Raw genomic sequence first — 20737 nt, 5'->3', positions numbered from 1 at the left:
AGACCAGAGGGGTCAGATCCGTGCGCGGTAGGCCGCGAGGACCTGCTCCACCTTCTCCTTGTCGGCGTCCTGCAGCGGGATGAGCAGCTCGGCGACCACGTCGGTCAGCTCGGCGACGCGCCGGTTGAGCTGACGCTGCTCCTGCACCTCGGCCTCGAGCGCCTCGATGCGGCGCACCAGCGAGGCACGCGTACGGGCGGCGTCGCGGGCACCGCGAGCGATGTTCTTGATGCCGGAATCGTCGGACATGTCAGTTTCCTTCTGCACGGTTGAGGGACGGCCACGAGGCGCGGAGACGCGCGACGCCCGGCAACGGGTTGCCGAGCATGTCCTGGCCTTCGTTGATCCCGAGGTGCTCGACCACGCCGCCGGCTGCCTCGATCTCGGCCTGGACGAGGGCGGGGTCGACGCGGCGTACGAGGCCTTCGGGCTGCGGCTCGGGAAGGTTCTCACCGGTGACCGCGAACTCGAGGTAGAGCTTGCCGCCGCTGGGCCTCAGTGCCATCTTCGCCAGGGTCCAGAGCTGGCTCCGGGCCGCGCCGTCGAGGCAGCCGATCAGGTCTCGGGCATAGAGATGGTGCGGGTCGCGGGCCAGTCGCGCACCCAGCGTCAGCGTCGAACGGAGCTCGCCGAGGATGAGCTGCTCGGAGACCAGGGGGAGCTTGTGGCGCTCGGCCCGGCGCCGTACGGCGGCCACCGCGGCGCGGGAGAAGTCCACCGAGTGCACCTGGTGTCCCTTGCGGGCGAAGAAGCGAGCGTCACGCCCGATCGCGCCGGCGCCGATGTCGACCACCTTCGCGTCCTCAGGCAGCTGCCGCTGGACCCACGCGCCGAAGGCCGACTGCTTGCTCTCGAGCTCGCTCCCGTGGGTGTTGTGGAACTCGGTCCAGTGCCCCATGTCGGTGCGGAAGCCACGCAGCCAGCCGTCCAGACGGCGTACGCCGGCGGGCGGGTCGGCGTACTTGAACGACGGATCCGGGGTGCGCCACTTCGGACCGTAGATGAAGGCCAGCATCTCCTCGGGCTCGGCGGGAGCCGGGAAGTCGTAGCCGTGCAGGTTGATCGTCGAGACCGGCAGGATCGCCTCGCGGCGCAGCCTTCCGGAGCGGTTGCCGAGCTGGTAGAAGACCGGCTCGCCGTCCTTGTCGGGGACGTAGAACGCCACGAAGATGTCGATGTGCACCTTGCGGCCGTCCGAGACCTGGTGCAGCACCTTGATGTCGCCGCCGGACATCCGCAGGACGCTCCAGCCGCGCTCGCGCATGGTGCGCTCGATGGCGTACGACTCGGAGATGATCTCGGCGGGAACGGTGTGCTTGGAGAGGTAGCAGACGTCGGTGTCGGAGTCGTGGCCGAGCATCCGGCCCTCGCGGATCGCGCCGAGGAGCGCGCCGTAGTTGAGGTAGGCCTCGACGCCGACCACGTCGCGGAGGTCGGCGAGGACACGCTGGGTGCCGTCGAGGATCTCCGCGCGGATGCTTTCGTCGGTGGCCTCGAAGGAGCGGGTCAGGTGGCCGACCTTGTCGACGCTGAGCGGGTTGCCGCTGCCGTCGACGATCGAGATGGTGCCCTCACCGGAGCCGAGGACGACCTTGTCCTCGAAGAGGACCTCGCCCTCGTAGTCGGCGATGGTGATCGTCGCGGTGCCGTCCAGGAACCGGGTGAGCACGGTCGGCCACGGCACCATGGTGCCCCCGTCGACCGGGTGGCCGTCGCGCTCGGGCGTGAGGGACCAGACGTACTGGCCGTCGACGGAGAGGATCAGGACCGGCGTCGAGGAGTCCCGGACGAGGACCCCTTCGTCGGAGATCTCGAACTGTCCGCCAGGAGTGGGGGCACTGCCGGTCACGAGACCTGGGCATCCTCTCGCGCGATGGCCTTCCGCAGAGCGGTGCTGCTGGTCTGGAGCGTGTAGGGGAAGTAGACGACCTCGACACCGACCGACGCCATCTTCTTCTCGAGCGCGTCGCCCTTCTCGGTGCCCTTCCAGTCATCGCCCTTGAAGAGGTGGGTGAACCCGACCTCGCGCCAGGAGTCGACCTTGTCGGTGGTGCGCTCGGCGTAGACCGCGTCCACGATCCCGATCGCCTCGACGATCTCGAGCCTCTCGACGAGCGGGACGGTCGGGATGATCCCCTTGGTCGTCTCGCAGACCTCGTCGGAGACCACACCCGCGATCAACGTGTCGCAGCGCTCTCGCGCCTGGCGCAGCATGTTGAGGTGACCGATGTGGAAGAGATCGAACACGCCAGGTACGTAACCGATGACCGGTCCCATGCCCACGCTTCCTCCAAGTGTTTGTCGATTAGTTTGGGCGACTTTACACCCTGCTCCCCCACGACCTTGATACAGGCCAGTATCCATACCACCCTGCGCGTCCCCGCAATCAGCAACGCGACACGCGGGCGTATGCAGGAAGCCCGGTGACCTTACACGAAGATGAACGGCGCGTGGCCATCAATGACGAACCCCGGGGTCAGCTGGGCGGCATGACCCCGAGGACGACGAGCAGTCCGGGAAGGCCCAGGAACAGCAGCCCGAGAAGGACCGGGCCGCCGAGCACACCCAGGACAATGGTGACCTTCGAGACGGCGTACCGCCGCAGGTAGGACACGGCGAGCACCCCGAATCCGGCGGCCGAGACGACCGATCCGAGGAGGTACGCCACAGAACGCGTGCCGAGGTCGGCGGGATCGCCGCTCGCGCCGACGAGGATCGCGCCCGCTTCCGCCGTGCTGCCGACGGCGTCGAGCGCGAGCGTCGCGAACGCACCCCAGAGGAGCACCGACATGGCCCATGGCGTCACGAACCGGGCCGGGCGTGCGGCCACCGACAACAGCGCCACCGCGGCGCCCAGCACCTTCAGGCCCGCGACGGTCCAGTTCATGACCGAGAGGCCAGTGGCGTACTCGGCGTAGCGGCCCTCGGCGAAGCGATCGGTGAGCTCGAAGGTCACGTTCGCAGCAGCGAACGCCAGACAGCCCAATGCCATCAGCACCGCGACAGCGATGACGGCAGGGCTTGCGGCCCGCGCCGCGGGCGCCACCGGCCCCTTCTGGCTCGCGAGAGTGGTCATGGTCCCGACGCTACGAATCCCTGAGCGGCGAGGACATCGGGGGATCCCCTACCTGTACCCGGGTTTCGAGTGCCGCCGGCGACATCGCCGAGCGCGCTACCGTCGGTTCATGGATGTCGTCGAGGTCGACGGGTTGCGCATCGCCTTCCGGCGGGCCGGGAGCGGTCCTGCGGTCGTGTTCGTCCACGGCGGCGCCGAGGACGGCCGCGCCTGGAGCCCACAGCTCGACGCTCTCTCGGACGAGTTCACCGTCATTGCCTGGGACGAACCGGGTGCCGGTGGCTCCGGCGACGTGCCGGAGGGTTTCGCACTCAGCGACTACGCCGACTCCCTGGCCGGGCTTCTCCGCGCTCTCGACGTCGCTCCGTGCACGCTCGTGGGGCTCTCCTGGGGAGTGACCGTCATCCTCGAGCTGCACCGACGCCATCCCGATGTCGTCCGCAGTCTTGTCCTGGCGGACGGCTATGCCGGGTGGCGTGGTTCGCTCGGACCGGTCGAAGCCGACGCCCGCCTCGCGGGCCTGATCGACCAGCCGGCAGACAGCTTCGACCCGACCCTCCCCGGCCTCTTCGCCGGCCCTCCGCCGGCGAAGTACGTGCCCCTGCTGGAGGCGATGGCAGCCGACGTACGCCGCCACAGCATGCTGACCGCCCTGACCGCGATGGCCCACGCCGATCTGACCGACGTGCTCGGGACCATCCAGGTGCCCACCCAGCTCATCTGGGGCGCTCTGGACGCCCGCTCGCCCCTGTCCGTCGCCCACGACTTCCAGCGCCTCATCCCGGGAGCGGACCTCGCCGTCATCCCCGGCTGCGGCCACGTCAGCAACCTCGAGGACCCGGAGGCGTTCAACGACATCCTCCGCTTCTTCCTCCGCCGTCACCCCGCATGAGTCGCACTCCGGAATCACATGGTCCGGAACGGGTGAGGCGCGTCGACTCGGGGGCCACGCAGGCTCGTCGCGGGACCGGACAGACCGAGGTGAGAGGTGGAACAGTGGGCGACGAGAGCATGCTGGAGATCGCGCGGCGGAACATCGCGGTGCCCGACGTGGTGCCCTCACCGCTGGGCGACATCAAGTTCTTCGACGGGGTGCCACTTCCGGGGTCTGTCGACACGATCTACGACCTGCTCGATCTCACCCGGGCGATCGAGGTCTACCTCAACACCATCCCAGGTGCCTCCCTCGTGGCGATGCGCAGCGGGTTCCGCAGCGTCGGCCTCGACGGCAACACCATGCTCGGCTTCACCGACCCTCGCGCGAACTCGGGCTCCTTCTTCCTGACGCCGAACACCGAGACGACGTACGGCTCGATGTTCCTCGACCTGCGCGACGGCCCGCTGGTCGTCGAGAACCCGCCGAACTCCCTGTGCGTGCTCGACGACTTCTGGTTCCGCTACGTCGCTGACCTCGGCATCGCCGGGCCCGACAAGGGAGCGGGCGGCAAGTACCTCTTCCTCCCTCCGGGATACGACGGCGAGGAGCCGGACGGTTATTACGTCTTCCGCACGCCGACGTACTCGAACTGGCTGGTCGTCCGCGCTCTCGGCGGCGTTCCCGACATCAAGAAGGTTCGGGTCTATCCGCTCGCGCAGGCCGACGACCCGCCTGCGATGACCTACCTGAACATGGCCGATCTGACCCAGAACACCATCCACGCGAACGACTTCTCGTTCTTCGAGGAGATCGACACGCTCGTGCAGGAGGAGCCGGCCGACGCGCTGGATCCGGAGCGCGCGGGTCAGTGCGCCTCGATCGGGATCGTGCACGGTCAACCGTTCGAGCCCGACGAGCGGATGCGCCGGATTCTCACCCAGGCCGCTCCTCTGGCGGCCGCGATCGCCCGGGCACTGGTCTACAAGCCACGCGACCCCGACGCGTACTACTACCCCGGCAGCAACTGGCTGGCCGCGTTCGTCGGCGGCAGCTACGAGTTCGAGCGCAACCACGCCCGGCTGCTGGACGCCCGCGCCCAGTTCCACTACTTCGCGACCGTGATCACGCCGGCGATGGCGCACGCCCAGGTGGGCGCGGGATCGGCGTACGCCTACACCGCGATGGACTCGACGGGCGCCTGGCTCGACGGCGGCCGGACCTACCGGCTCACCCTGCCCGCAGGCATCCCTGCGAAGAACTTCTGGTCCGTCGACCTCTACGACACCCAGACCCGCTCGCTGCTGGAGACCGACAACCCGTACCCGGCCCTGATGAGCCTGTCGAACACCGTCGCGACGAACGACGACGGCAGCGTCGATCTGTGGTTCGGACCGACGGCGCCCGATGGCCGCAAGGCGAACTGGATCCAGACCGTGCCGGGCAAGTCGTGGTTCGCCATGCTGCGCCTCTACGGACCTCTGGAGGCGTGGTTCGACAAGACCTGGCGCCCCGGCGAGATCGAGCCTGCGGACGAAGTCAGCTGACGCGCCCGGACACCTGTCGGGCGAGGAGCATCAGGAGTGACTACCTGCTCCCCGGGTAGGAGTCGAACCTACGTCGCTAGTCCTGATTCAAAGTCAGGCGGGCCCTGCCGGCAGACCAACCGGGGAACGTACGCCGAAACGCACGGGACAACTGTAGACGGCAGCGCCCCTGCCCCGCGCACTGACGCTGCGAGTCAGAGGAGGTCGGCGACCTTCTGGGCCGTCTCCTTGGCCGACCCCGGGTTCTGGCCGGTGACGAGGCAGCCGTCAACGACCGCGTACGAGACGAACGGGAGCTTGGCCTTCTCATAGAGCGCGCCGCGCTTCTTGGCCTCCTCCTCGGCGTTGTACGGCACGAGCTTGTCGACCCGGGCGAGGACCTCCTCCTGCCAGGCGAAGCCGGTCATCTTGCGGCCGGCGATGAGGTAGGACCCGTCGGAGAGACGGGTGTTGAGCAGACCGCAGTAACCGTGACAGACGGAGGAGACGATGCCACCGCGCTCGAAGATCTCGCGCGTGATGCGCTGGAGACCCTCGCTGTCGGGGAAGTCGTACATGACCGCGTGGCCGCCGGTGAAGTAGATGGCGTCGTAATCGGCGGAGTCGACATCCTCGGGAGCCAGCGTGTTCTCCAGCAGGCCCATCCGCTCCGACGAAGCCCGCCAGGCCTTGGCGGTCTTGTCGTAGCTGGGGAACTTCAGCGCCCGCGGTTCGAGAGGCACCGCTCCCCCGGCGGGGCTGACGAGTGTCTGCTCGAAGCCGTGCTCCTCGAAGACGTCCCAGGCGTGGGTGAGCTCGGAGAGCCACAGACCGGTCGGATGGGACGGGTCGTCGTAGTGACCGACGTTGGTGACGACGTTCAGGATGCGCTTGGTCATGCCCTGGTCTCCTTCGTGCGGGCCCGAGTCACCGGACGCCGGTCCTTCGTAGTGTCTTCAGTGCGAGCGTAAGGATCCGGGACCACTGATCGTGGTTGATCGCGCTCGGCGGGGTGAATCCCTGAATTCGCTGGTGAGCGACGGTCTGGGCCTCGGTGTACTTGAGCAGCCCGTCGGCGCCGTGACGACGACCGAGGCCGGAGTCGCCCATCCCGCCCATCGGGGCGTCGATGCTGCCCCAGGCCGCGGCGAAGGCCTCGTTGACGTTGACCGTGCCGGCATGAATACGAGCCGCGACGGCCCGCCCACGTGCGCCGTCGCGAGTCCAGACGCTGGCGTTGAGGCCGTACGCCGTGGAGTTGGCCATCCTGACCGCGTCGTCGATCTCGGTGTAGCGGTAGATCGAGACGACGGGGCCGAAGGTCTCGTGCTCGAACAGAGTCATCTCCGGGGTGACGTCGGCGAGGATCGTCGGCTCGTAGAACAGCGGCCCGAGGTCAGGCCGCGGCGTCCCGCCGGCGAGCAGCGTCGCGCCCTTCGCGACGGCGTCCTCGACATGGGTGGAGACGGTCTCGAGCTGCGAGGTGGTCGTCAGGCTTCCGACATCGATGCTGTAGTCGTACGCCGCACCGATCCGCAGCTCCTTCGTCCTGGCCACGAACCGGGAGACGAACTCGTCGTAGATCTGGTCGGGGACGTACATCCGCTCGATCGAGACGCACAGCTGGCCGGCAGAGGGGAAGCTCGCGGCGATGGCGCCCTCGACGGTCCGGTCGATGTCGGCGTCGGCCAGGACGATCATCGGATTCTTGCCACCGAGCTCGAGGGAGGCACCGATCAGGCGCTCTCCCGCCTTCTGGGCGATGTGGCGGCCGCTGGCGGTGGAGCCGGTGAACATCACGTAGTCGCCGTTGGCCAGAAGCGGGTCACCCAGGACGCTGCCGCGCCCGATGACCATCTGCCACACATCGGCCGGCAGGCCGGCCTCCTTCAGCAGGTCCAGGGCCCACAGCGCGGTGACGGCGGTCTGGGTATCGGGCTTCTGGACCACGGCGTTGCCGGCCAGCAGGGCGGGGATGGCGTCACCGGCAGCCATCGAGAGCGGGTAGTTCCACGGCGAGATGACCGTGACCACGCCCTTGGGGTGGTGCAGCTCGGTGGTGTGGGTGAGCAGCGGAAGCGCACCCTTGCGTCGCTTCGCGTCGAGGAGCCTCTCCACGCTGCGCGCGTAGTAGCGGGCCGTGATCGCGATGTCCATGATCTCCAGGAACGCATCGCGACGGGTCTTGCCGTTCTCGGCCTGCATCAGGTCCAGGCCCTGCTCCTGCCGCTCCAGGACGAGGTCGTGGAAGCGGAGGAAGATCCGCTTGCGCTCGCTGATCGGGGTGGCCGCCCAGCCGACCTGCGCGGCGCGGGCCCGCTCGAAGGCCGCCTCCACATCCTGGGCGGTAGAAGACGGGAGCTCGGCGAGGGGCTCGCCCGTGTAGGGAGCGGTGGTGGTGACGGTGGCGGCTCCCGGAGCCGCGGTGACCTGGCTCGCGAGCCGGTTCAGCAGCGCGGGTGTGATGGTGGCGGGAAGGCCGGCCCCGCGGACCGGGGCGGCAGCGTGATCGATGGACATGTCGGATCTCCGTGTGGTGAGCGCTAGGCGGTGGCCCGGACCGAGGTGGGCACGGGCATGTGGAGCGCGGCCTGGGCCTCGGTGGCGACGTCGAGGCGGAGGGTACGAATCGGCTTGAGAGCGCGGATGTCGTCGGACATACGGCCTTCGCCGAGCTCGAGCCTCACCTCACGCGGCAGGCCGGCGCTGCCCGCGGCGAGCAGGTTGGTCTGGTTGAACGTCGACTGCCACCTGGACCCGATCTTGGTGTAGGAGGTCAGCGAGGAGACCCGCTCCCCCGACCGGAAGCTCTTCTGCGCAGGGGTCGGAGCCGAGAACCCGACGTCGAGGCCGCCGGCGTTGTTGGCGACGCGGGCAGTGCTCGTCGTGGCGTCGATGTCGACGTCGAGCTCGGTGACCCACTTCGGGAAGCCGTAGCCGTCGTGGCCACGCACCTGCGCGATGTCGGTGTTGACCGGCAGGGAGAAGACGTACGAGTGCAGGTGGTCGTTCTTCAGGTCGGTGACGAGGTCGAGGAATCCGAGCCGTCCGTGCCGCGCGGGCCGGACCGCGACGCCCACCGCGGCCTCGGTGTAGAAGTCGATGTCGGCGACGTCGTAGCGGAAGAAGACGACCGAGGCGAGGCCGATGCCCGGGACGAGCTCCAGCGGCTCGAGCTCCTCGGGCAGGCGGGCTCGGATCGCCGAGGAGCGGGCCAGCATGGTCAGCCGGGCCGAGGACATCCGGTAGTAGAAGTTCGGCGTGTACGTAGGTCCGATCGGTGAGTCGACCTGGGTCTTGGAGAGGCGACGGAAGAAGTCGACGCCGCTGACCCGTGGGTCGCGGGCGATCTCGTCGAGATCGGGGTTCATCCGGTAGCGGTCGTACAGCCCACCGCGGGGCACCTCGACCGTTCGCTCACCCAGCCGTGCGGTCACGGTCTGCTGTCCGGGCTGTTGTTCGGTGGCAGCCATCAGGGTCTCCTCAATGTTAGCAACGCTTACATGAAGAGCCTACGCAGCAATGTAAGCACCGTCAACACTGGCCGGAGTGGCGGCCGCCACTCCCTGCTAGTCGGCGCGGGCGGCGAGGATCGCGGCAAACGCAGCCCGCACCCGGTCCCCGATCTCCTCGGTCGAGTCCGCCTGAAGCTTGCCGTCCATATAGAGGTAGGCCATCCCGTGCGCCAGCGCCCAGCCGGCCGACGCGAGCGCATCGGCATCGACATCCGGAAAGACCCGCGTCATGGCCGCTGCGAGCAGGTCGTGGATCTCGGCAGCAGCCTCGACCCGCTCCGCACTGCCCGTGTCACAAGCGTTGCCGAACATCACCCGGAACAGCGCCGGACGACGCAGGGCGAACTCGACGTACGCGACGGCGAGCTCGCCCAGATCAGCAGCAGAGGCTGGAAGCTCACGGCCCTCGGTCAGATCGACCTTCAGGTCGCGCAGCCCCTGGGCCGCCAGCGCGGACTCCAGGGCGTCGCGGTCCTTGAAGTGGCGGTAGGGCGCCGTCGGCGAGACCCCCGCCTCGCGCGCGAGCGCGCGCAACGAGAACGGCTCACCCTCTTCGAGCATCCGCATCGCGGCCGTCAGGAGCGAGGCCCGGAGGTCGCCGTGATGATAGCCACTCTTCTCAGAAGTTGACACTGCTTACATCCCTTTCTACGCTCATGTGAGCATCGTAAACATACCGCACTCAGGAGCAGTTCATGTCATCCGTATTCGAGCAGTTCGCCCTTCCCAACGGCTCCGTGCTCCCGAACCGGCTGGCCAAGGCCGCCATGGAGGAGAACATGGCCGCGGCCCGCCAGCTCCCGGACGCCTCTCTCGTCCGGCTCTACCGCCGCTGGAGCCAGGGCGGGGTCGGTCTGATCATCACCGGCAACGTCATGGTCCACGCGGAGGCGCTCACCGGACCCGGGGGTGTCGTTCTCGACGCGGAGTCGCCGCTGGCCCCGTTCCGGGAGTGGGCGACCGCCGCGAAGAGCGGGGGTTCGCAGGTCTGGATGCAGATCAACCACCCCGGGCGCCAGGTGGGCGCGAACATGCCCGGCGTCGCCTGGGGTCCCTCGGCCGTACGCGTCGACCTCGGCAAGAACACCAAGCGGTTCGCCCAGCCCGTCGAGATGACCACGACGCAGATCGAGGAGACCGTCGCGCGGTTCGCCGAGACCGCCCGCAGGGCCGAGGAGGCCGGGTTCGACGGCGTCGAGATCCACGCCGCCCACGGCTACCTGCTCTCCCAGTTCCTCTCGCCCCTGGCCAACCAGCGCACCGACCGGTGGGGCGGCGACCTGGCCAACCGGGCCCGCCTCCTGCTCGACGTCGTCCGGGCCGTACGCGCCGTGGTCTCCCCCGGCTTCGCCGTCGCGGTCAAGCTCAACTCCGCCGACTTCCAGCGCGGCGGATTCGACGCCGAGGACGCCAAGGCGGTCATCGAGATGCTGGCACCGCTGGGCGTCGACATCGTGGAGCTCTCCGGTGGCAGCTACGAGGCCCCGGCCATGACCGGCCAGGCCAAGGACGAGCGGACCCAGGCCCGCGAGGCGTACTTCCTGACCCTCGCCGAGGACCTGGCCCGGACCAGCCCGCTGCCTCTGATGCTCACCGGTGGCATCGTCCGGCGACCCGTCGCCGAGGAGGTCCTCGCCGGCGGCGTCGACCTGGTCGGCATGGGCAGCGCCCTGGCGGTCGACCCCGACCTGCCGAACACGTGGCGCCACGACGCCGAGGCACGCGTCGACCTGGCGCCGGTCCGGATCGAGGACAAGGCCGTCGCCTCGGCCGCGAGCATGGCCCGCGTACGCCAGCAGCTGCGCCGTCTCGGCGCCGGCCGCCGCACCCGCCCCGGCATGGATCCCAAGCTCGCCCTTGCCAAGGAGACCTTCCTTCAACGCCGCGCCCTGCGCCGCTACCGCACGTGGCTCCAGACCCGCACCGCCTGACCCGTCGAGCAGTGTCGTTCAACGCCGGATAGAGAGCGTTTGGATGCGGTAGGTTGCCAATATGCTCATCATCGCGATCATCCTGTTCGGCATCGTGGCAGGCGGCGTGGCACAGCTCGTTCTCGGTCGGTCGATGAAGGAGATCGATTGGACCACGGCGGCGGTGACGGGCCTGCTGGGCTCCTTCGTCGGTGGCCTGGGGGTCAGCCTCGCGACCGGCAACGGCCTCGATCTCCACCCGACCGGGTTGATCGGGTCGATCCTGGGAGCCCTGCTTCTCACGTGGGCGTGGGGGTTGTGGCGCCGGTCGCGTCAGAGCCAGTGATCGTCGGATCCTCCGAGCAGCGCGCCCACGCCACCCGCTAGGGGTGATGCCGCCGAGCCATGACCGTTCGAGAGTGGAAGCTCAACCACCAAGGAGCGGATGTCATGTCAGACGAGACCAACACGCCCGATGTCGAGGTGAGCGCGGCCTCCGTGTCGGACGGCGCCTACACCCTCATCATCGCGGACTTCAGCAACACCGACATGGCGTGGGAGGCGTATGAGGCCCTCAAGTCGGCCGAGAACGGCCGCACCGTCGAGATCGAGGGCGTCATCGTGGTCAGGCGATCGGCCGAGGGCAAGCTGGAGATCCAGAAGGCAACCGACCACAGCACGAAGTCAGGACTCAAGTGGGGCGTCGTCGGCGGCGTCGCGCTCGGCGTGATCTTCCCGCCGTCGATCCTCGGCAGCGCGGCAGTGGCCGGCGGCGCCGGAGCCTTCGTCGGGAAGCTGCGGCAGCGCCACCACAACCACGAGCTCGAGCAGAAGCTCGAGAATGCGATCACACCAGGACACTCCGGCCTGCTCGCCCTGGTCTCGGACCCCGGCGAGGTCAAGATCCGCAAGGCCCTCGAGCGGGCGGAGACCATCGTCGAGTCCACCGTCGCGAAGGTCGAGGCAGAGGACATCAAGGCCGCGGCCAAGGAGATCCAGGGCGCACACGCCTGAGCGCAGGGCGGCGGAGCATCCGCCCCGGCGATCAGGCGACGTCGCGGCGCAGGGACACGGCCGCAGCCAGGGCCGAGGAGGCCAGGGCATAGCCGAGAAGCACGAGCGCACCCACCAGCGGCGCCTGGACCACGGGGCCGTTCACACCGGCCTCGGCCGCGATCATCTCCAAGAGCGCGGTCGACCCGGTGAGCGCGGACGTGGCTCCACCCGGAAGGAACGGATAGACGATGTTGGCTCCCGGGAGAATCATCATCAGGTTGTCCACGAGATAGAAGTACCCCAAGGTGATCCCGATCGCGAGCAGCTGGTGGCGCGCGACAGCTCCGATGCCGACACCCAGCAGCATGTAGATGGCTGCGGCGGCGCCGTACCTCGCCGCGGTGCCGAGAATGGCGCCGAGCCCGAGCCCCGGCTCGATCCCGTACGCGAAGGTCCCTGCATAGATCCCGGCGACCGCGGAGAACGCCAGGACCAGCCCGTACGCCAGGCCGAGGCCCCCGTAGGCGATCAGCTTGGCCACCAGCACCCGGCCTCGATTCGGGATCGCGAGGAAGGTGGTGGCTACGGTGCGATGCCGGTATTCGCCGGTGATCGCCACGGTGCCGATCAGCGCAGGTACGAAGAGGGCGACGCCGAGAAGGCCCAGGACGCCGGAGACGCCGTCGACCGTGTCCAGCCCAGGCATCGGCGGGGTGGTGTTCTCCGGACCGGTCAGGGCGACGAGAGCGGTGAGCAGGCCACCGCACGCCATCGCGGCCGCCAGCGTCCACAGGGGCAGCCGGGTCCTGGTCAGCCGGACCACCTCACCTCGGATCGCGTCCTTCAGCTGTCGCATGCCATCTCCTCCTCGATCATGCTCAGGTAGGCCTCCTCGAGCGAGGCGTGTTCACCGGTGAAGTCGCTCAGGGAACCGGACCAGCGCGTGCGGCCGCCCTCGACGAGCACCAGATCGTCGATGACCTGTTGCAGCTCGGTGAGCACATGACTGGACACCAGCACCGTCCCGCCGGCATCGGCGAAGGCTCGCAGCAGACGGCGCAGCCACACGATGCCCGAGGGGTCCAGGCCGTTGGTCGGCTCATCGAGGATCAGCCCGGACGGTCGGCCCAACAGAGCCGTCGCCAACGCCAGTCGCTGGCGCATCCCGGTCGAGAAGCCGCGGACTCGTCGGCGCGACACCGAGCTCAGGCCGGTCTCCTCGAGCACGTGCTCGATCCGAGCGCCGGGCACACCGATCAGTGCGGCCTGAGTCTGCAGGTGCCCGCGAGCGGTCATCCCCGGATGAGCCCCGGCCAGATCGCCGACGACACCCAGAACCCGGGACGGAGAGCTCAACGCGCCGTAGGGCACCCCATCGATAGTCGCGGTGCCCTGATCCGCACGGGCGAGTCCGGTGAGGATACGCAAGGTCGTGCTCTTGCCCGCGCCGTTCGGCCCGATGAAGCCGGTCACCCGCCCCGGCAGAGCGACCAGATCGACCCGGGTCAGCGCCGGCACCGGCCCGAAGGACTTGGCCAGACCTTCGGCCCGCAGTGTGGGGCCGGACAGCACGCCGCTCCCCTTCGCCGCGACACCCGCGGCCACAGCGGCACTCATGACCGAGCCAGAGTGTCGAGCGCCGCGGCCAGCTCAACGGCCTCCGGAGTGCTGACCAGCAGCTCGTCGAAGCCGGCACCGACCTCCCGGTCACGCAACCGGATCCGCAGCAGGGGCAGCCCACGCGTCATCGAGACCAGCCTGCGGGTGCCGTCGGGATGCCGAAAGGTGCCCAGCTTGCGGAACCCCGAGATGACCAGACCCGAGCGCCAGCCCAGGACCTCAGAACTCCATCCCGACAGCACCTCCACCGACTCGACGGCACCGACCGCAACGGAGTAGCCCGCGCGGCCGGCCATCAGCCGCTCCCAGCCAGGAAAGGTCAGCGTCAGCACGCCGTCCTGGACATTGAGGATGGTCATCTCATCTCCTAGAATATACTCAGATCAGGAACATTCTAAGAATGAGAATAATGGGAGTCTGATGCCGCCGCAAGGCAATATCTCTGAGGTCGTTGCCCACCCCGTACGACTGCGGGTCCTGCAGGCGGTGGGGGGTCGCGATCTGACCACCGCCCAGCTCCGGGACCTGCTGACAGATGTCCCTCAGGCCACGCTGTATCGACACATCGCCACGCTCGTCGAGGCCGGCTTCCTCGCCGTGGCGTCGGAGCGGCGGGTGCGCGGCACGGTCGAGCGCACCTACACGCTGGGCGAGCGGATGGCTCACGTCGAGAAAGCCGAGCTGGCGACGCTCTCCGACGAGCAGATCCAAGCGGGCTTCCTCGCCTTCATCGGCGAGCTGCTTCGTACGTTCGAGGGTTCACTCGCTCTCGGCGAGGTGACCCGCAGCCACCTCGGGTTCGGCACGGGCGCGCTCTACGTCGACGAGGAGGACCTCGTGCGGATCCAGCAAGGATTCAACGATCTCATCGCCCCGTACGTCGGCGAGACGACCGGGAAGCAGCGCGTGATGCTGTCCACGGTGCTCCTGCCGACCGAGTAGCGCCGTACGTCCCAACGACACGATGGGGTGCTACGCCGCGATCGCACTCGTCAACGAAGATCCTGAGCCTCAGCCGACGACCTTCAGGTCACGCTCGGTGTTGTTCAGACGTCTGCCGCCCTCCTCGGTGACCGTGACGATGTCCTCGATGCGGACCCCGAACTCTCCGGGGAGGTAGATGCCGGGCTCGACCGAGAAGCACATCCCCGGCACCAGCGGCTGCTCTTCGCCCTCGATCATGTACGGCGGTTCATGGGTCGTGGTGCCGATGCCGTGGCCGGTGCGGTGGATGAACCGCTCGCCGTACCCGGCGTCGGTGATCACCTGTCGAGCGGCCCGGTCGATCTCCTGGCAGGCGACGCCTGGGCGGACCGCTTCGAAGCCTGCCTGCTGCGCTGCGCGGACAACTTCGTGGACCTCGCGGATCAGAGCGGAAGGTTCGCCCACGCACACCGTACGGCTGGTGTCCGAGCCGTAGCCGTACATCAGCCCACCGAAGTCGAGGACGACAGCATCACCGACCTCGATGGTGCGGTCGCCGGCCTCGTGGTGAGGGTTGGCGCCGTTGGGGCCCGAGCCGACCACCGTGAAGTCGACCTGCTCGTGACCGGACTCCCGCAGCAGGCGGGCCAGGTCGGCAGCCACCTCCGTCTCCTTCCGGCCGGCGAACCGGACTCCGAGGATCTGCTCGTAGACCGCGTCCGCGGCGGCCCCGGCGGCTGCCAGCCGGGCGAGCTCGTTGGCGTCCTTCACCGCCCGCAGCATGGGGAGGGCCTGCGTCAGCGACCGGTAGGAGGATGCGGGCAACGCGCTCTGCAGCCCGAGCAGGTGCATCGCCCAGGCGGAGTCGGCGATTCCCATCGTCGCGTGCGCGGGGATCAAGGTGCTGGCCCGCGCGAACGGATCCTCACCGTCCGCCCAGTCGACGATCTGGAGGCCCGGTGCACCCACGGCACCCTCGGCATCCGGCCGCTCCAGGGTCGGTACCAGCAGCGTCGGCTGCTGACCGGGAGTGAGGACGAGCACCGTCAACCTCTCGGTGATGGCCGTGGGCTGGTAGCCGGTGAGCCAGATTAGGTCGGGGCCGGGCGTGACGAGGAGCCCGTCCAGCCCCGCATCAGTCGCGTCGGCCACGGCCCGGCTCATCCGGGCCGCGTAGTCCTTGGCCGTGATCGGCGTGGCGTCACTCATCCGGATTCCCTCCACCGTGGTCTGTCAGCTCGCCTCATCAGCCGCCCAACGCTTCGCAGCCTCGAGGTCAGCGAGCCGGAACGCGCGCGCCTGCCCCGGCCACAGGACACTGAAGACTCTGACCATCGGACCCGCCCAGCGTGCGTCGGTCACGATCGCGATCCGCTCGAACGAGGTCGGGTGACGAACACCGAGCTTCAGGTCCTCCCAGGCCGCGTCGTCGTCGTACTCGTCGAACTCAGGACCGAGGACATAGACGAGACGGACCTTGCCGTGCTTCGCGATGGCCGCGTCGACGGCGGGCAGCACGACGTCTCGATAGTCCTCTTCCTCCACGTCACCGATGGCCTCGAGGCCGAGAACCCCTGCTGGCATCCCACTCAGGAGCTTGATCATAGAAGCCGACGCTAACCACAGCGGAGCAGGCACGAATCACCCCTCGCGGATGAGGCATCCACCCATCGCGCATCCACGATCGTCGACCTGAGAGTTCGCGGCGGGACGGGCGCGTTTCTCCGCCTGCTTCATCCGCTGAGGACGATCCGCCCACGCGCGTGTCGTTCCTACCCTGAGCCATCAACTGCCGTCGCTTTGCAAGGAGTGATGAGGATGTTCGGATGGTGCATAACCCCCGCCCTGTCGCGGTGGTCGACGTGAGCGCGGGGGACGCCGCAGCGGACCTGGCGACGCGCGCCAAGATCCCGCCCACCGCCTGGATCTCGTGGGTGGCGCTGGCGATGATGACCACGAGCTCGGTCGCCAGCCTGCGGGCAGCGCCGACGATGGCGGTCTACGGCCTGGCCTGCGTCTTCTTGTACCTGCTCCCGGCCATCGTGTTCCTGCTGCCGACCTCTCTGGTCTCCGCGGAGCTCGCGTCGGGGTGGGAAGGCGGCATCTACAAGTGGGTCTCGGAGGGAATCTCCAAGCCGATGGGCTTTCTGGCGGTCTGGTGCCAGTTCGCCATGACGATCTTCTATTACCCGAGTCTGCTGGGGTTCGTGGCGAGCACCCTCGCGTACGTGTTCAATCCGGAGCTGGCCAGCAGCGGGGTGTGGACCGCGTGCGTGATCATCGTCGTGTACTGGTCCGGTGTCTGGATCTCCTCACGAGGCACCAAGGGAGTCGCGGGTCTCGCCAGCGGCGGCCTGATCATCGGAACCCTGATCCCCGGCGTCGTACTGGTCCTTCTCGGCATCGTCTTCCTCGGGCAGGGCAACGAGTCCGCGGCGCCGATGACCTCCGAGAACATCTTCCCGGTGTGGGCCGGGCTCGCGAGCCTCGTGCTCATCGTCAACAACTTCCTCTCCTACTCGGGCATGGAGATGAACGCGGTCCACGTGTCCTCCCTGAAGGACCCGGGCAAGGAGTTCCCGAAGTCGATGTTCCTGGCCATGGGCCTGGTCCTGGCGATCTTCATCCTCCCGGCGCTGGCGATCAGCTGGGTCGTACCTGCTGAGGAACTGTCCCTCACTGCCGGCGTGATGCAGGCCTTCGACGCGGTCTTCGCGAACTTCGGCTGGCAGTGGCTGACCCCGATCGTGGGCATCATGCTGGTCACGGCCTCCCTCGGCGGCATGCTGACCTGGCTGGCCGGGCCATCGAAGGGCCTGCTGCTGATCTCGCGCCAAGAGGGCTACCTTCCGCCCTTCCTGCAGCAGCTCAACAAGAACGGTGTCCAGCAGAACATCCTGGTCGTCCAGGGGCTGATCACCACCGTGATCGGCCTGGCGTACGCGTTGATCCCGGACGTGTCCAGCGCCTACTGGATCTTCTCCGTCATCACGACCCAGGTCTACCTGATCATGTATCTGCTGATGTTCGTGGCCGCGATCCAGCTACGCCGTAAGCATCCCGACCATCCGCGCGGCTACCGCGCACCCATGCTCGTCGGGATGTGCGGCATCGGCTTCGCGGCCTCCCTTGCCGCCCTCCTGGTCGGCTTCATCCCGCCATCGCAGTTCGCGTCCGGGAGCTCCGGTCTGTACTTCGCCATCGTCGGCGGCGGCGCACTCGGGCTCGGGCTCCTCGTGCCGTTCCTGTTCTACCGGTTCCGCAAGCCGTCCTGGAAGCAGCCTGAGCCGCAGGAGGTGACCCCGTCATGAGCACACCGATGGAGACGCAGAGCAAGCGCGAACGCAACTGGATCTACATCACCGCCCTGGTCGTCCTCGGCGTCCTCGTCGTCGCCGGGCTGCTCGCCTTCAACTCGGCCCGGGAGACCCGCAACGCCGAGGAGAAGGCCGACGAGCTGATCGCGGCCCTCGAGGACGCGGGCGCTCGCACCCCGGACAGGGACCAGATCGTGCGGGTCCTGGGTGAGGACGGTGGGGCGACCTGCGAAGACCCGAACGACGCACTGAGTCGCGCCATCCTGCTGTCGCAGCTCTCGAACGGGGCGACCGGCCCCGGGGCGCGCCCGGTGGTCGCCGACAGCCGGGTCTTCCAGGGCCAGAAGCTGATCATCGAGATCTACTGCCCCGAGGAGCTGGAGGACTTCAACGAGTTCGTCGACGACCTCGAGACCGATGACGTGGCGGGGTGAGCGAGACATGGATCTGAGGGGCCGCATCGCTGACCTCATGCCCCAGGCGCAGGAGGAGCTGGCCGAGCTGGTCGCCATCAAGTCGGTCGCCGACCCGCGCCAGTTCCCACCCGAGGAGTGCAGCCGTGCCGCGCAGTGGGTGCTCGACCACTTCGCAGCCCTCGGATTCGACGATGCCCGGCTGGCGGAGACCCCGGACGGCAGCAACGCCGTCCTGGGCTCTCGACAGTGCACACGGCCCGATGCGCCCACGGTGTTGCTGTACGCCCATTACGACGTGCAGCCGCCGCTCGACGACGCCGCCTGGCAGACCCCGCCGTTCGAGCTGGTCGCGAAGGACGGGCGCTGGTACGGCCGCGGGACGGCGGACTGCAAGGGCAACATCCTCATGCACCTCCTGGCGCTGCGCGCCTTGGGGGAGGACGTACCGGTGAACCTCAAGCTGGTCGTGGAGGGGTCCGAGGAGCAGGGCACGGGCGGCCTGGAGGCGTTCGTGGTCGACAACGCGGATCTGCTCCGCGCCGACACGATCCTGGTCTGCGACACCGGAAACGCGGCCGTCGGCCAGCCTGCGGCAACCGTCAGCCTGCGTGGCATGGTCAACGTGGTCGTCACCGTCGAGGCGCTGACCTCGGAGGTGCACTCCGGCATGTTCGGCGGTGCGGCCCCGGACGCCCTCGCGGCCCTGATCGCGATGCTGGCCGGCCTGCGGGACTCGGCCGGCAACACCACCATCGAGGGGCTCGACAGCACCCGCCGCTGGGAGGGCCAGCCGTACCCGCCCGAGCAGTTCCGCAGCGACGCCGGGCTGCTGGACGGGGTCCAGCTGCTCGGGGACGGCTCGGTCTCGGACATGCTGTGGGCCCGGCCGGCGGTCACGGTGCTCGGCATCGACTGCCCACCCGTGGTCGGCTCGGCGGCGGCGATCGTGCCCAAGGCCGCGGCTCGGCTGAACCTCCGCATCCCACCCGGGCTCGCGCCGGACGTCGCGAAGGAGGCACTCGAGGCGCACCTCCACCGGACCGCGCCCTGGGGTGTCCACGTCACCATCGAGGTGGAGGCCACCGGCTCGCCGTTCCGGGCAACGATCGACGGACCGGCCTACCAGGCGATGGGCAAGGCGATGATGGAGGCCTACGACAAGCCGATGGCGACCCTCGGGCAGGGCGGCTCGATACCGCTGTGCAACGTGTTCACCGACACCTACCCCGACGCCGAGATCATCCTGATGGGCGTGGAGGAGCCGCAGGCGTTGATCCATGCGCCCAACGAGAGCGTGGACCCGCGCGAGATCTCCACCATGGCACTGACCGAGGCGCTTTTCCTGCAGCGCTACGCCGCCGCGACGACCTGACCGGACGGCCCCGACGGATGGATCGACAACTTCTTCTGCCTCATCCGAAAATCGCGCGGCGCCCTTAGGCTGAGCGACGTGGACCTTCCTGTGATGCCGCCGATCCTGCCGATGCTCGCGAAGCCCGCGAAGGGCGTGCCGACGGACGGTGGCTATGCGTTCGAGCCGAAGTGGGACGGGTTCCGGTGCATCGTGTTCAAGGACGGGGACGAGGTGGAGCTGGCCTCGCGCAACACCAAGCCGCTGACCCGCTACTTCCCCGAGGTAGCCGAGGCGCTGCGGAAGGCGCTGCCGGACAAGATCGTGCTCGACGGGGAGATCTTCGTCGCGATCGGGGACCGGCTGGAGTTCGAGGTGCTCCAGCAGCGCATCCACCCGGCGGCGTCGCGGATCAACCTGTTGGCGGAGGAGACGCCTGCTGCGTACGCGGCCTTCGATCTGCTCGCGCTGGGCGAGAGGTCGTTTCTCGACGAGCCGCTGACGGAACGGCGGGCGGCACTGGAGGCGGTCTTCGCAGAGGTGAGCTCGGACAACGTCCACATGTGCACCACGACGACGGACCCCGAGGTCGCCCAGGACTGGTTCACCCGGTTCGAGGGCGCCGGGCTGGACGGAGTGATGGCCAAGCCGCTGGACGCCCCCTATGTTCCCGACAAGCGGACGATGCTGAAGATCAAGCACTCGCGTACGGCTGACGTGGTCGTGGCCGGTTACCGCGAGCACAAGACCTCCACACCGGAGAATCCGCTGCTCGGGAGCCTGCTGCTGGGTCTGTACGCCCCCGGCGAGGACGGTCAGCCGGAGTTGCAGCACATCGGGGTCTCGGCGTCCTTCACCGCCGCGCGACGCGCCGAGCTGTGGCAGGAACTGCAGGAGCTGGTCGTCCCGATCGAGGACCACCCGTGGGGACGCTGGAACGAGTGGCTCACCGCCAACCCCGACCGGGTCCCCGGCACCCAGAGCCGCTGGTCGCAGGGGAAGGACCTGTCCTTCACCCCGCTGCGCCCGGAGCGGGTGCTCGAGGTGGGCTACGACCACATGGAGGGACGCCGGTTCCGGCACACCGCTCAGTTCAAGCGCTGGCGCCCCGACCGCGACCCGGAGTCGTGCGGCTACGAGCAGCTCGAGGAACCCGTGGCGTACGAGCTGTCCGAAGTGCTCGGGGGTCCTGCTAAACAGCACAGTTAAATC

At 68.5% G+C, this 20737-nt stretch carries 23 protein-coding genes and 1 tRNA gene; 10 read left to right on the top strand and 14 right to left on the bottom strand.

Annotated features, from left to right (window positions below; translation table 11 throughout):
* Positions 1 to 12 precede the first annotated feature (12 nt).
* From ABTX24_RS16065 to ABTX24_RS16050, 4 genes are all read right to left on the bottom strand, one after another.
* Complete coding sequence (locus ABTX24_RS16065; RefSeq protein ID WP_160027198.1) at positions 13 to 249, bottom strand: DUF6752 domain-containing protein; 237 nt, start codon at positions 247 to 249, stop codon at positions 13 to 15.
* Position 250: 1 nt separating this feature from the next.
* On the bottom strand, positions 251 to 1849 hold the full coding sequence (locus tag ABTX24_RS16060; RefSeq protein ID WP_160027196.1) for a LicD family protein: 1599 nt from the start codon (positions 1847 to 1849) through the stop codon (positions 251 to 253).
* Positions 1846 to 2277: an FAD synthase family protein gene (locus ABTX24_RS16055; protein WP_141806140.1), complete on the bottom strand. Its 432-nt coding sequence runs from the start codon at positions 2275 to 2277 to the stop codon at positions 1846 to 1848. Before ABTX24_RS16055 ends, ABTX24_RS16060 begins: the two co-directional genes overlap by 4 nt.
* A 199-nt stretch (positions 2278 to 2476) precedes the next feature.
* Complete coding sequence (locus ABTX24_RS16050) at positions 2477 to 3076, bottom strand: hypothetical protein (RefSeq protein ID WP_350840874.1); 600 nt, start codon at positions 3074 to 3076, stop codon at positions 2477 to 2479.
* 109 nt (positions 3077 to 3185) lie between these two features.
* Between ABTX24_RS16050 and ABTX24_RS16045 the strand changes: the two genes are divergently transcribed.
* Positions 3186 to 3968, top strand: coding sequence for an alpha/beta fold hydrolase (locus ABTX24_RS16045; protein ID WP_350840872.1), 783 nt, complete (start codon positions 3186 to 3188; stop codon positions 3966 to 3968).
* Positions 3969 to 4072: 104 nt separating this feature from the next.
* Positions 4073 to 5497 (top strand): DUF1254 domain-containing protein, encoded by a 1425-nt coding sequence (locus ABTX24_RS16040; RefSeq protein WP_350840870.1) that lies wholly within the window; start codon positions 4073 to 4075, stop codon positions 5495 to 5497.
* Between the two features lie 47 nt (positions 5498 to 5544).
* On the opposite strand, the gene ABTX24_RS16035 is transcribed toward ABTX24_RS16040, so the two are convergent.
* The 5 genes from ABTX24_RS16035 to ABTX24_RS16015 all read right to left on the bottom strand — a co-directional run bounded on the left by ABTX24_RS16035 (position 5545) and on the right by ABTX24_RS16015 (position 9624).
* A tRNA-Gln gene (locus ABTX24_RS16035) sits at positions 5545 to 5623 on the bottom strand.
* Between the two features lie 68 nt (positions 5624 to 5691).
* Positions 5692 to 6375, bottom strand: coding sequence for a type 1 glutamine amidotransferase domain-containing protein (locus tag ABTX24_RS16030; protein ID WP_350840868.1), 684 nt, complete (start codon positions 6373 to 6375; stop codon positions 5692 to 5694).
* Between the two features lie 28 nt (positions 6376 to 6403).
* Positions 6404 to 7996: a succinic semialdehyde dehydrogenase gene (locus tag ABTX24_RS16025; RefSeq protein ID WP_350840866.1), complete on the bottom strand. Its 1593-nt coding sequence runs from the start codon at positions 7994 to 7996 to the stop codon at positions 6404 to 6406.
* A 23-nt stretch (positions 7997 to 8019) separates the two neighbouring features.
* A complete protein-coding gene (locus ABTX24_RS16020; RefSeq protein WP_350840864.1) occupies positions 8020 to 8949 on the bottom strand; it encodes an acetoacetate decarboxylase family protein in 930 nt (309 codons plus the stop codon).
* 96 nt (positions 8950 to 9045) lie between these two features.
* Positions 9046 to 9624, bottom strand: coding sequence for a TetR/AcrR family transcriptional regulator (locus ABTX24_RS16015; protein WP_350840862.1), 579 nt, complete (start codon positions 9622 to 9624; stop codon positions 9046 to 9048).
* Between the two features lie 62 nt (positions 9625 to 9686).
* On the opposite strand from ABTX24_RS16015, the gene ABTX24_RS16010 reads away from it, so the two are divergent.
* The 3 genes from ABTX24_RS16010 (at position 9687) to ABTX24_RS16000 (ending at position 11915) form a co-directional block, all read left to right on the top strand.
* Positions 9687 to 10922: an NADH:flavin oxidoreductase/NADH oxidase family protein gene (locus ABTX24_RS16010; RefSeq protein WP_350840860.1), complete on the top strand. Its 1236-nt coding sequence runs from the start codon at positions 9687 to 9689 to the stop codon at positions 10920 to 10922.
* Positions 10923 to 10983: 61 nt separating this feature from the next.
* A complete protein-coding gene (locus tag ABTX24_RS16005) occupies positions 10984 to 11247 on the top strand; it encodes a GlsB/YeaQ/YmgE family stress response membrane protein (RefSeq protein ID WP_160027182.1) in 264 nt (87 codons plus the stop codon).
* Between the two features lie 104 nt (positions 11248 to 11351).
* The gene (locus ABTX24_RS16000; RefSeq protein WP_350840858.1) at positions 11352 to 11915 is read left to right on the top strand and encodes a DUF1269 domain-containing protein; all 564 of its coding nucleotides are present in this window, start codon (positions 11352 to 11354) and stop codon (positions 11913 to 11915) included.
* Positions 11916 to 11946: 31 nt separating this feature from the next.
* On the opposite strand, the gene ABTX24_RS15995 is transcribed toward ABTX24_RS16000, so the two are convergent.
* Genes ABTX24_RS15995 through ABTX24_RS15985 form a run of 3 tightly spaced genes read right to left on the bottom strand, consistent with a single transcriptional unit; the run spans position 11947 to position 13876 of the window.
* Positions 11947 to 12753, bottom strand: a complete 807-nt coding sequence (locus ABTX24_RS15995) for an ABC transporter permease (protein ID WP_350840856.1) — start codon at positions 12751 to 12753, stop codon at positions 11947 to 11949.
* Positions 12741 to 13514 (bottom strand): ABC transporter ATP-binding protein, encoded by a 774-nt coding sequence (locus ABTX24_RS15990; RefSeq protein ID WP_350840854.1) that lies wholly within the window; start codon positions 13512 to 13514, stop codon positions 12741 to 12743. Before ABTX24_RS15990 ends, ABTX24_RS15995 begins: the two co-directional genes overlap by 13 nt.
* Positions 13511 to 13876 (bottom strand): hypothetical protein, encoded by a 366-nt coding sequence (locus ABTX24_RS15985; RefSeq protein ID WP_350840852.1) that lies wholly within the window; start codon positions 13874 to 13876, stop codon positions 13511 to 13513. The genes ABTX24_RS15990 and ABTX24_RS15985 overlap by 4 nt, the downstream gene beginning before the upstream one ends.
* On the opposite strand from ABTX24_RS15985, the gene ABTX24_RS15980 reads away from it, so the two are divergent.
* Positions 13869 to 14459, top strand: coding sequence for a helix-turn-helix domain-containing protein (locus ABTX24_RS15980; RefSeq protein WP_350840887.1), 591 nt, complete (start codon positions 13869 to 13871; stop codon positions 14457 to 14459). The genes ABTX24_RS15985 and ABTX24_RS15980 overlap by 8 nt on opposite strands.
* A gap of 69 nt (positions 14460 to 14528) precedes the next feature.
* Here ABTX24_RS15980 and ABTX24_RS15975 read toward each other — a convergent pair whose 3' ends face one another.
* Positions 14529 to 15650 (bottom strand): aminopeptidase P family protein, encoded by a 1122-nt coding sequence (locus ABTX24_RS15975; RefSeq protein ID WP_350840850.1) that lies wholly within the window; start codon positions 15648 to 15650, stop codon positions 14529 to 14531.
* 24 nt (positions 15651 to 15674) lie between these two features.
* Entirely contained in the window at positions 15675 to 16046 is a 372-nt protein-coding gene (locus ABTX24_RS15970; RefSeq protein WP_350840848.1) for a SpoIIAA family protein, read from the bottom strand.
* A 221-nt stretch (positions 16047 to 16267) separates the two neighbouring features.
* Between ABTX24_RS15970 and gadC the strand changes: the two genes are divergently transcribed.
* The 4 genes from gadC (at position 16268) to ABTX24_RS15950 (ending at position 20734) form a co-directional block, all read left to right on the top strand.
* Positions 16268 to 17752, top strand: coding sequence for a glutamate/gamma-aminobutyrate antiporter GadC (gene gadC / locus ABTX24_RS15965; RefSeq protein ID WP_350840846.1), 1485 nt, complete (start codon positions 16268 to 16270; stop codon positions 17750 to 17752).
* Positions 17749 to 18192 carry a hypothetical protein gene (locus tag ABTX24_RS15960; protein ID WP_350840844.1) on the top strand — a complete coding sequence of 148 codons (444 nt, stop codon included), beginning with the start codon at positions 17749 to 17751 and terminating at the stop codon, positions 18190 to 18192. The genes gadC and ABTX24_RS15960 overlap by 4 nt, the downstream gene beginning before the upstream one ends.
* A 7-nt stretch (positions 18193 to 18199) precedes the next feature.
* Positions 18200 to 19546: a dipeptidase gene (locus tag ABTX24_RS15955; RefSeq protein WP_350840842.1), complete on the top strand. Its 1347-nt coding sequence runs from the start codon at positions 18200 to 18202 to the stop codon at positions 19544 to 19546.
* A 78-nt stretch (positions 19547 to 19624) separates the two neighbouring features.
* Complete coding sequence (locus tag ABTX24_RS15950; protein WP_350840840.1) at positions 19625 to 20734, top strand: ATP-dependent DNA ligase; 1110 nt, start codon at positions 19625 to 19627, stop codon at positions 20732 to 20734.
* Positions 20735 to 20737: the final 3 nt, after the last annotated feature.

The organism is Nocardioides sp. NPDC127514, assembly GCF_040302125.1.
GTDB lineage: Bacteria > Actinomycetota > Actinomycetes > Propionibacteriales > Nocardioidaceae > Nocardioides.
The sequence above is the reverse complement of the archived record's forward strand: the minus strand, read 5'-3'. Positions and strand labels throughout refer to the sequence as shown.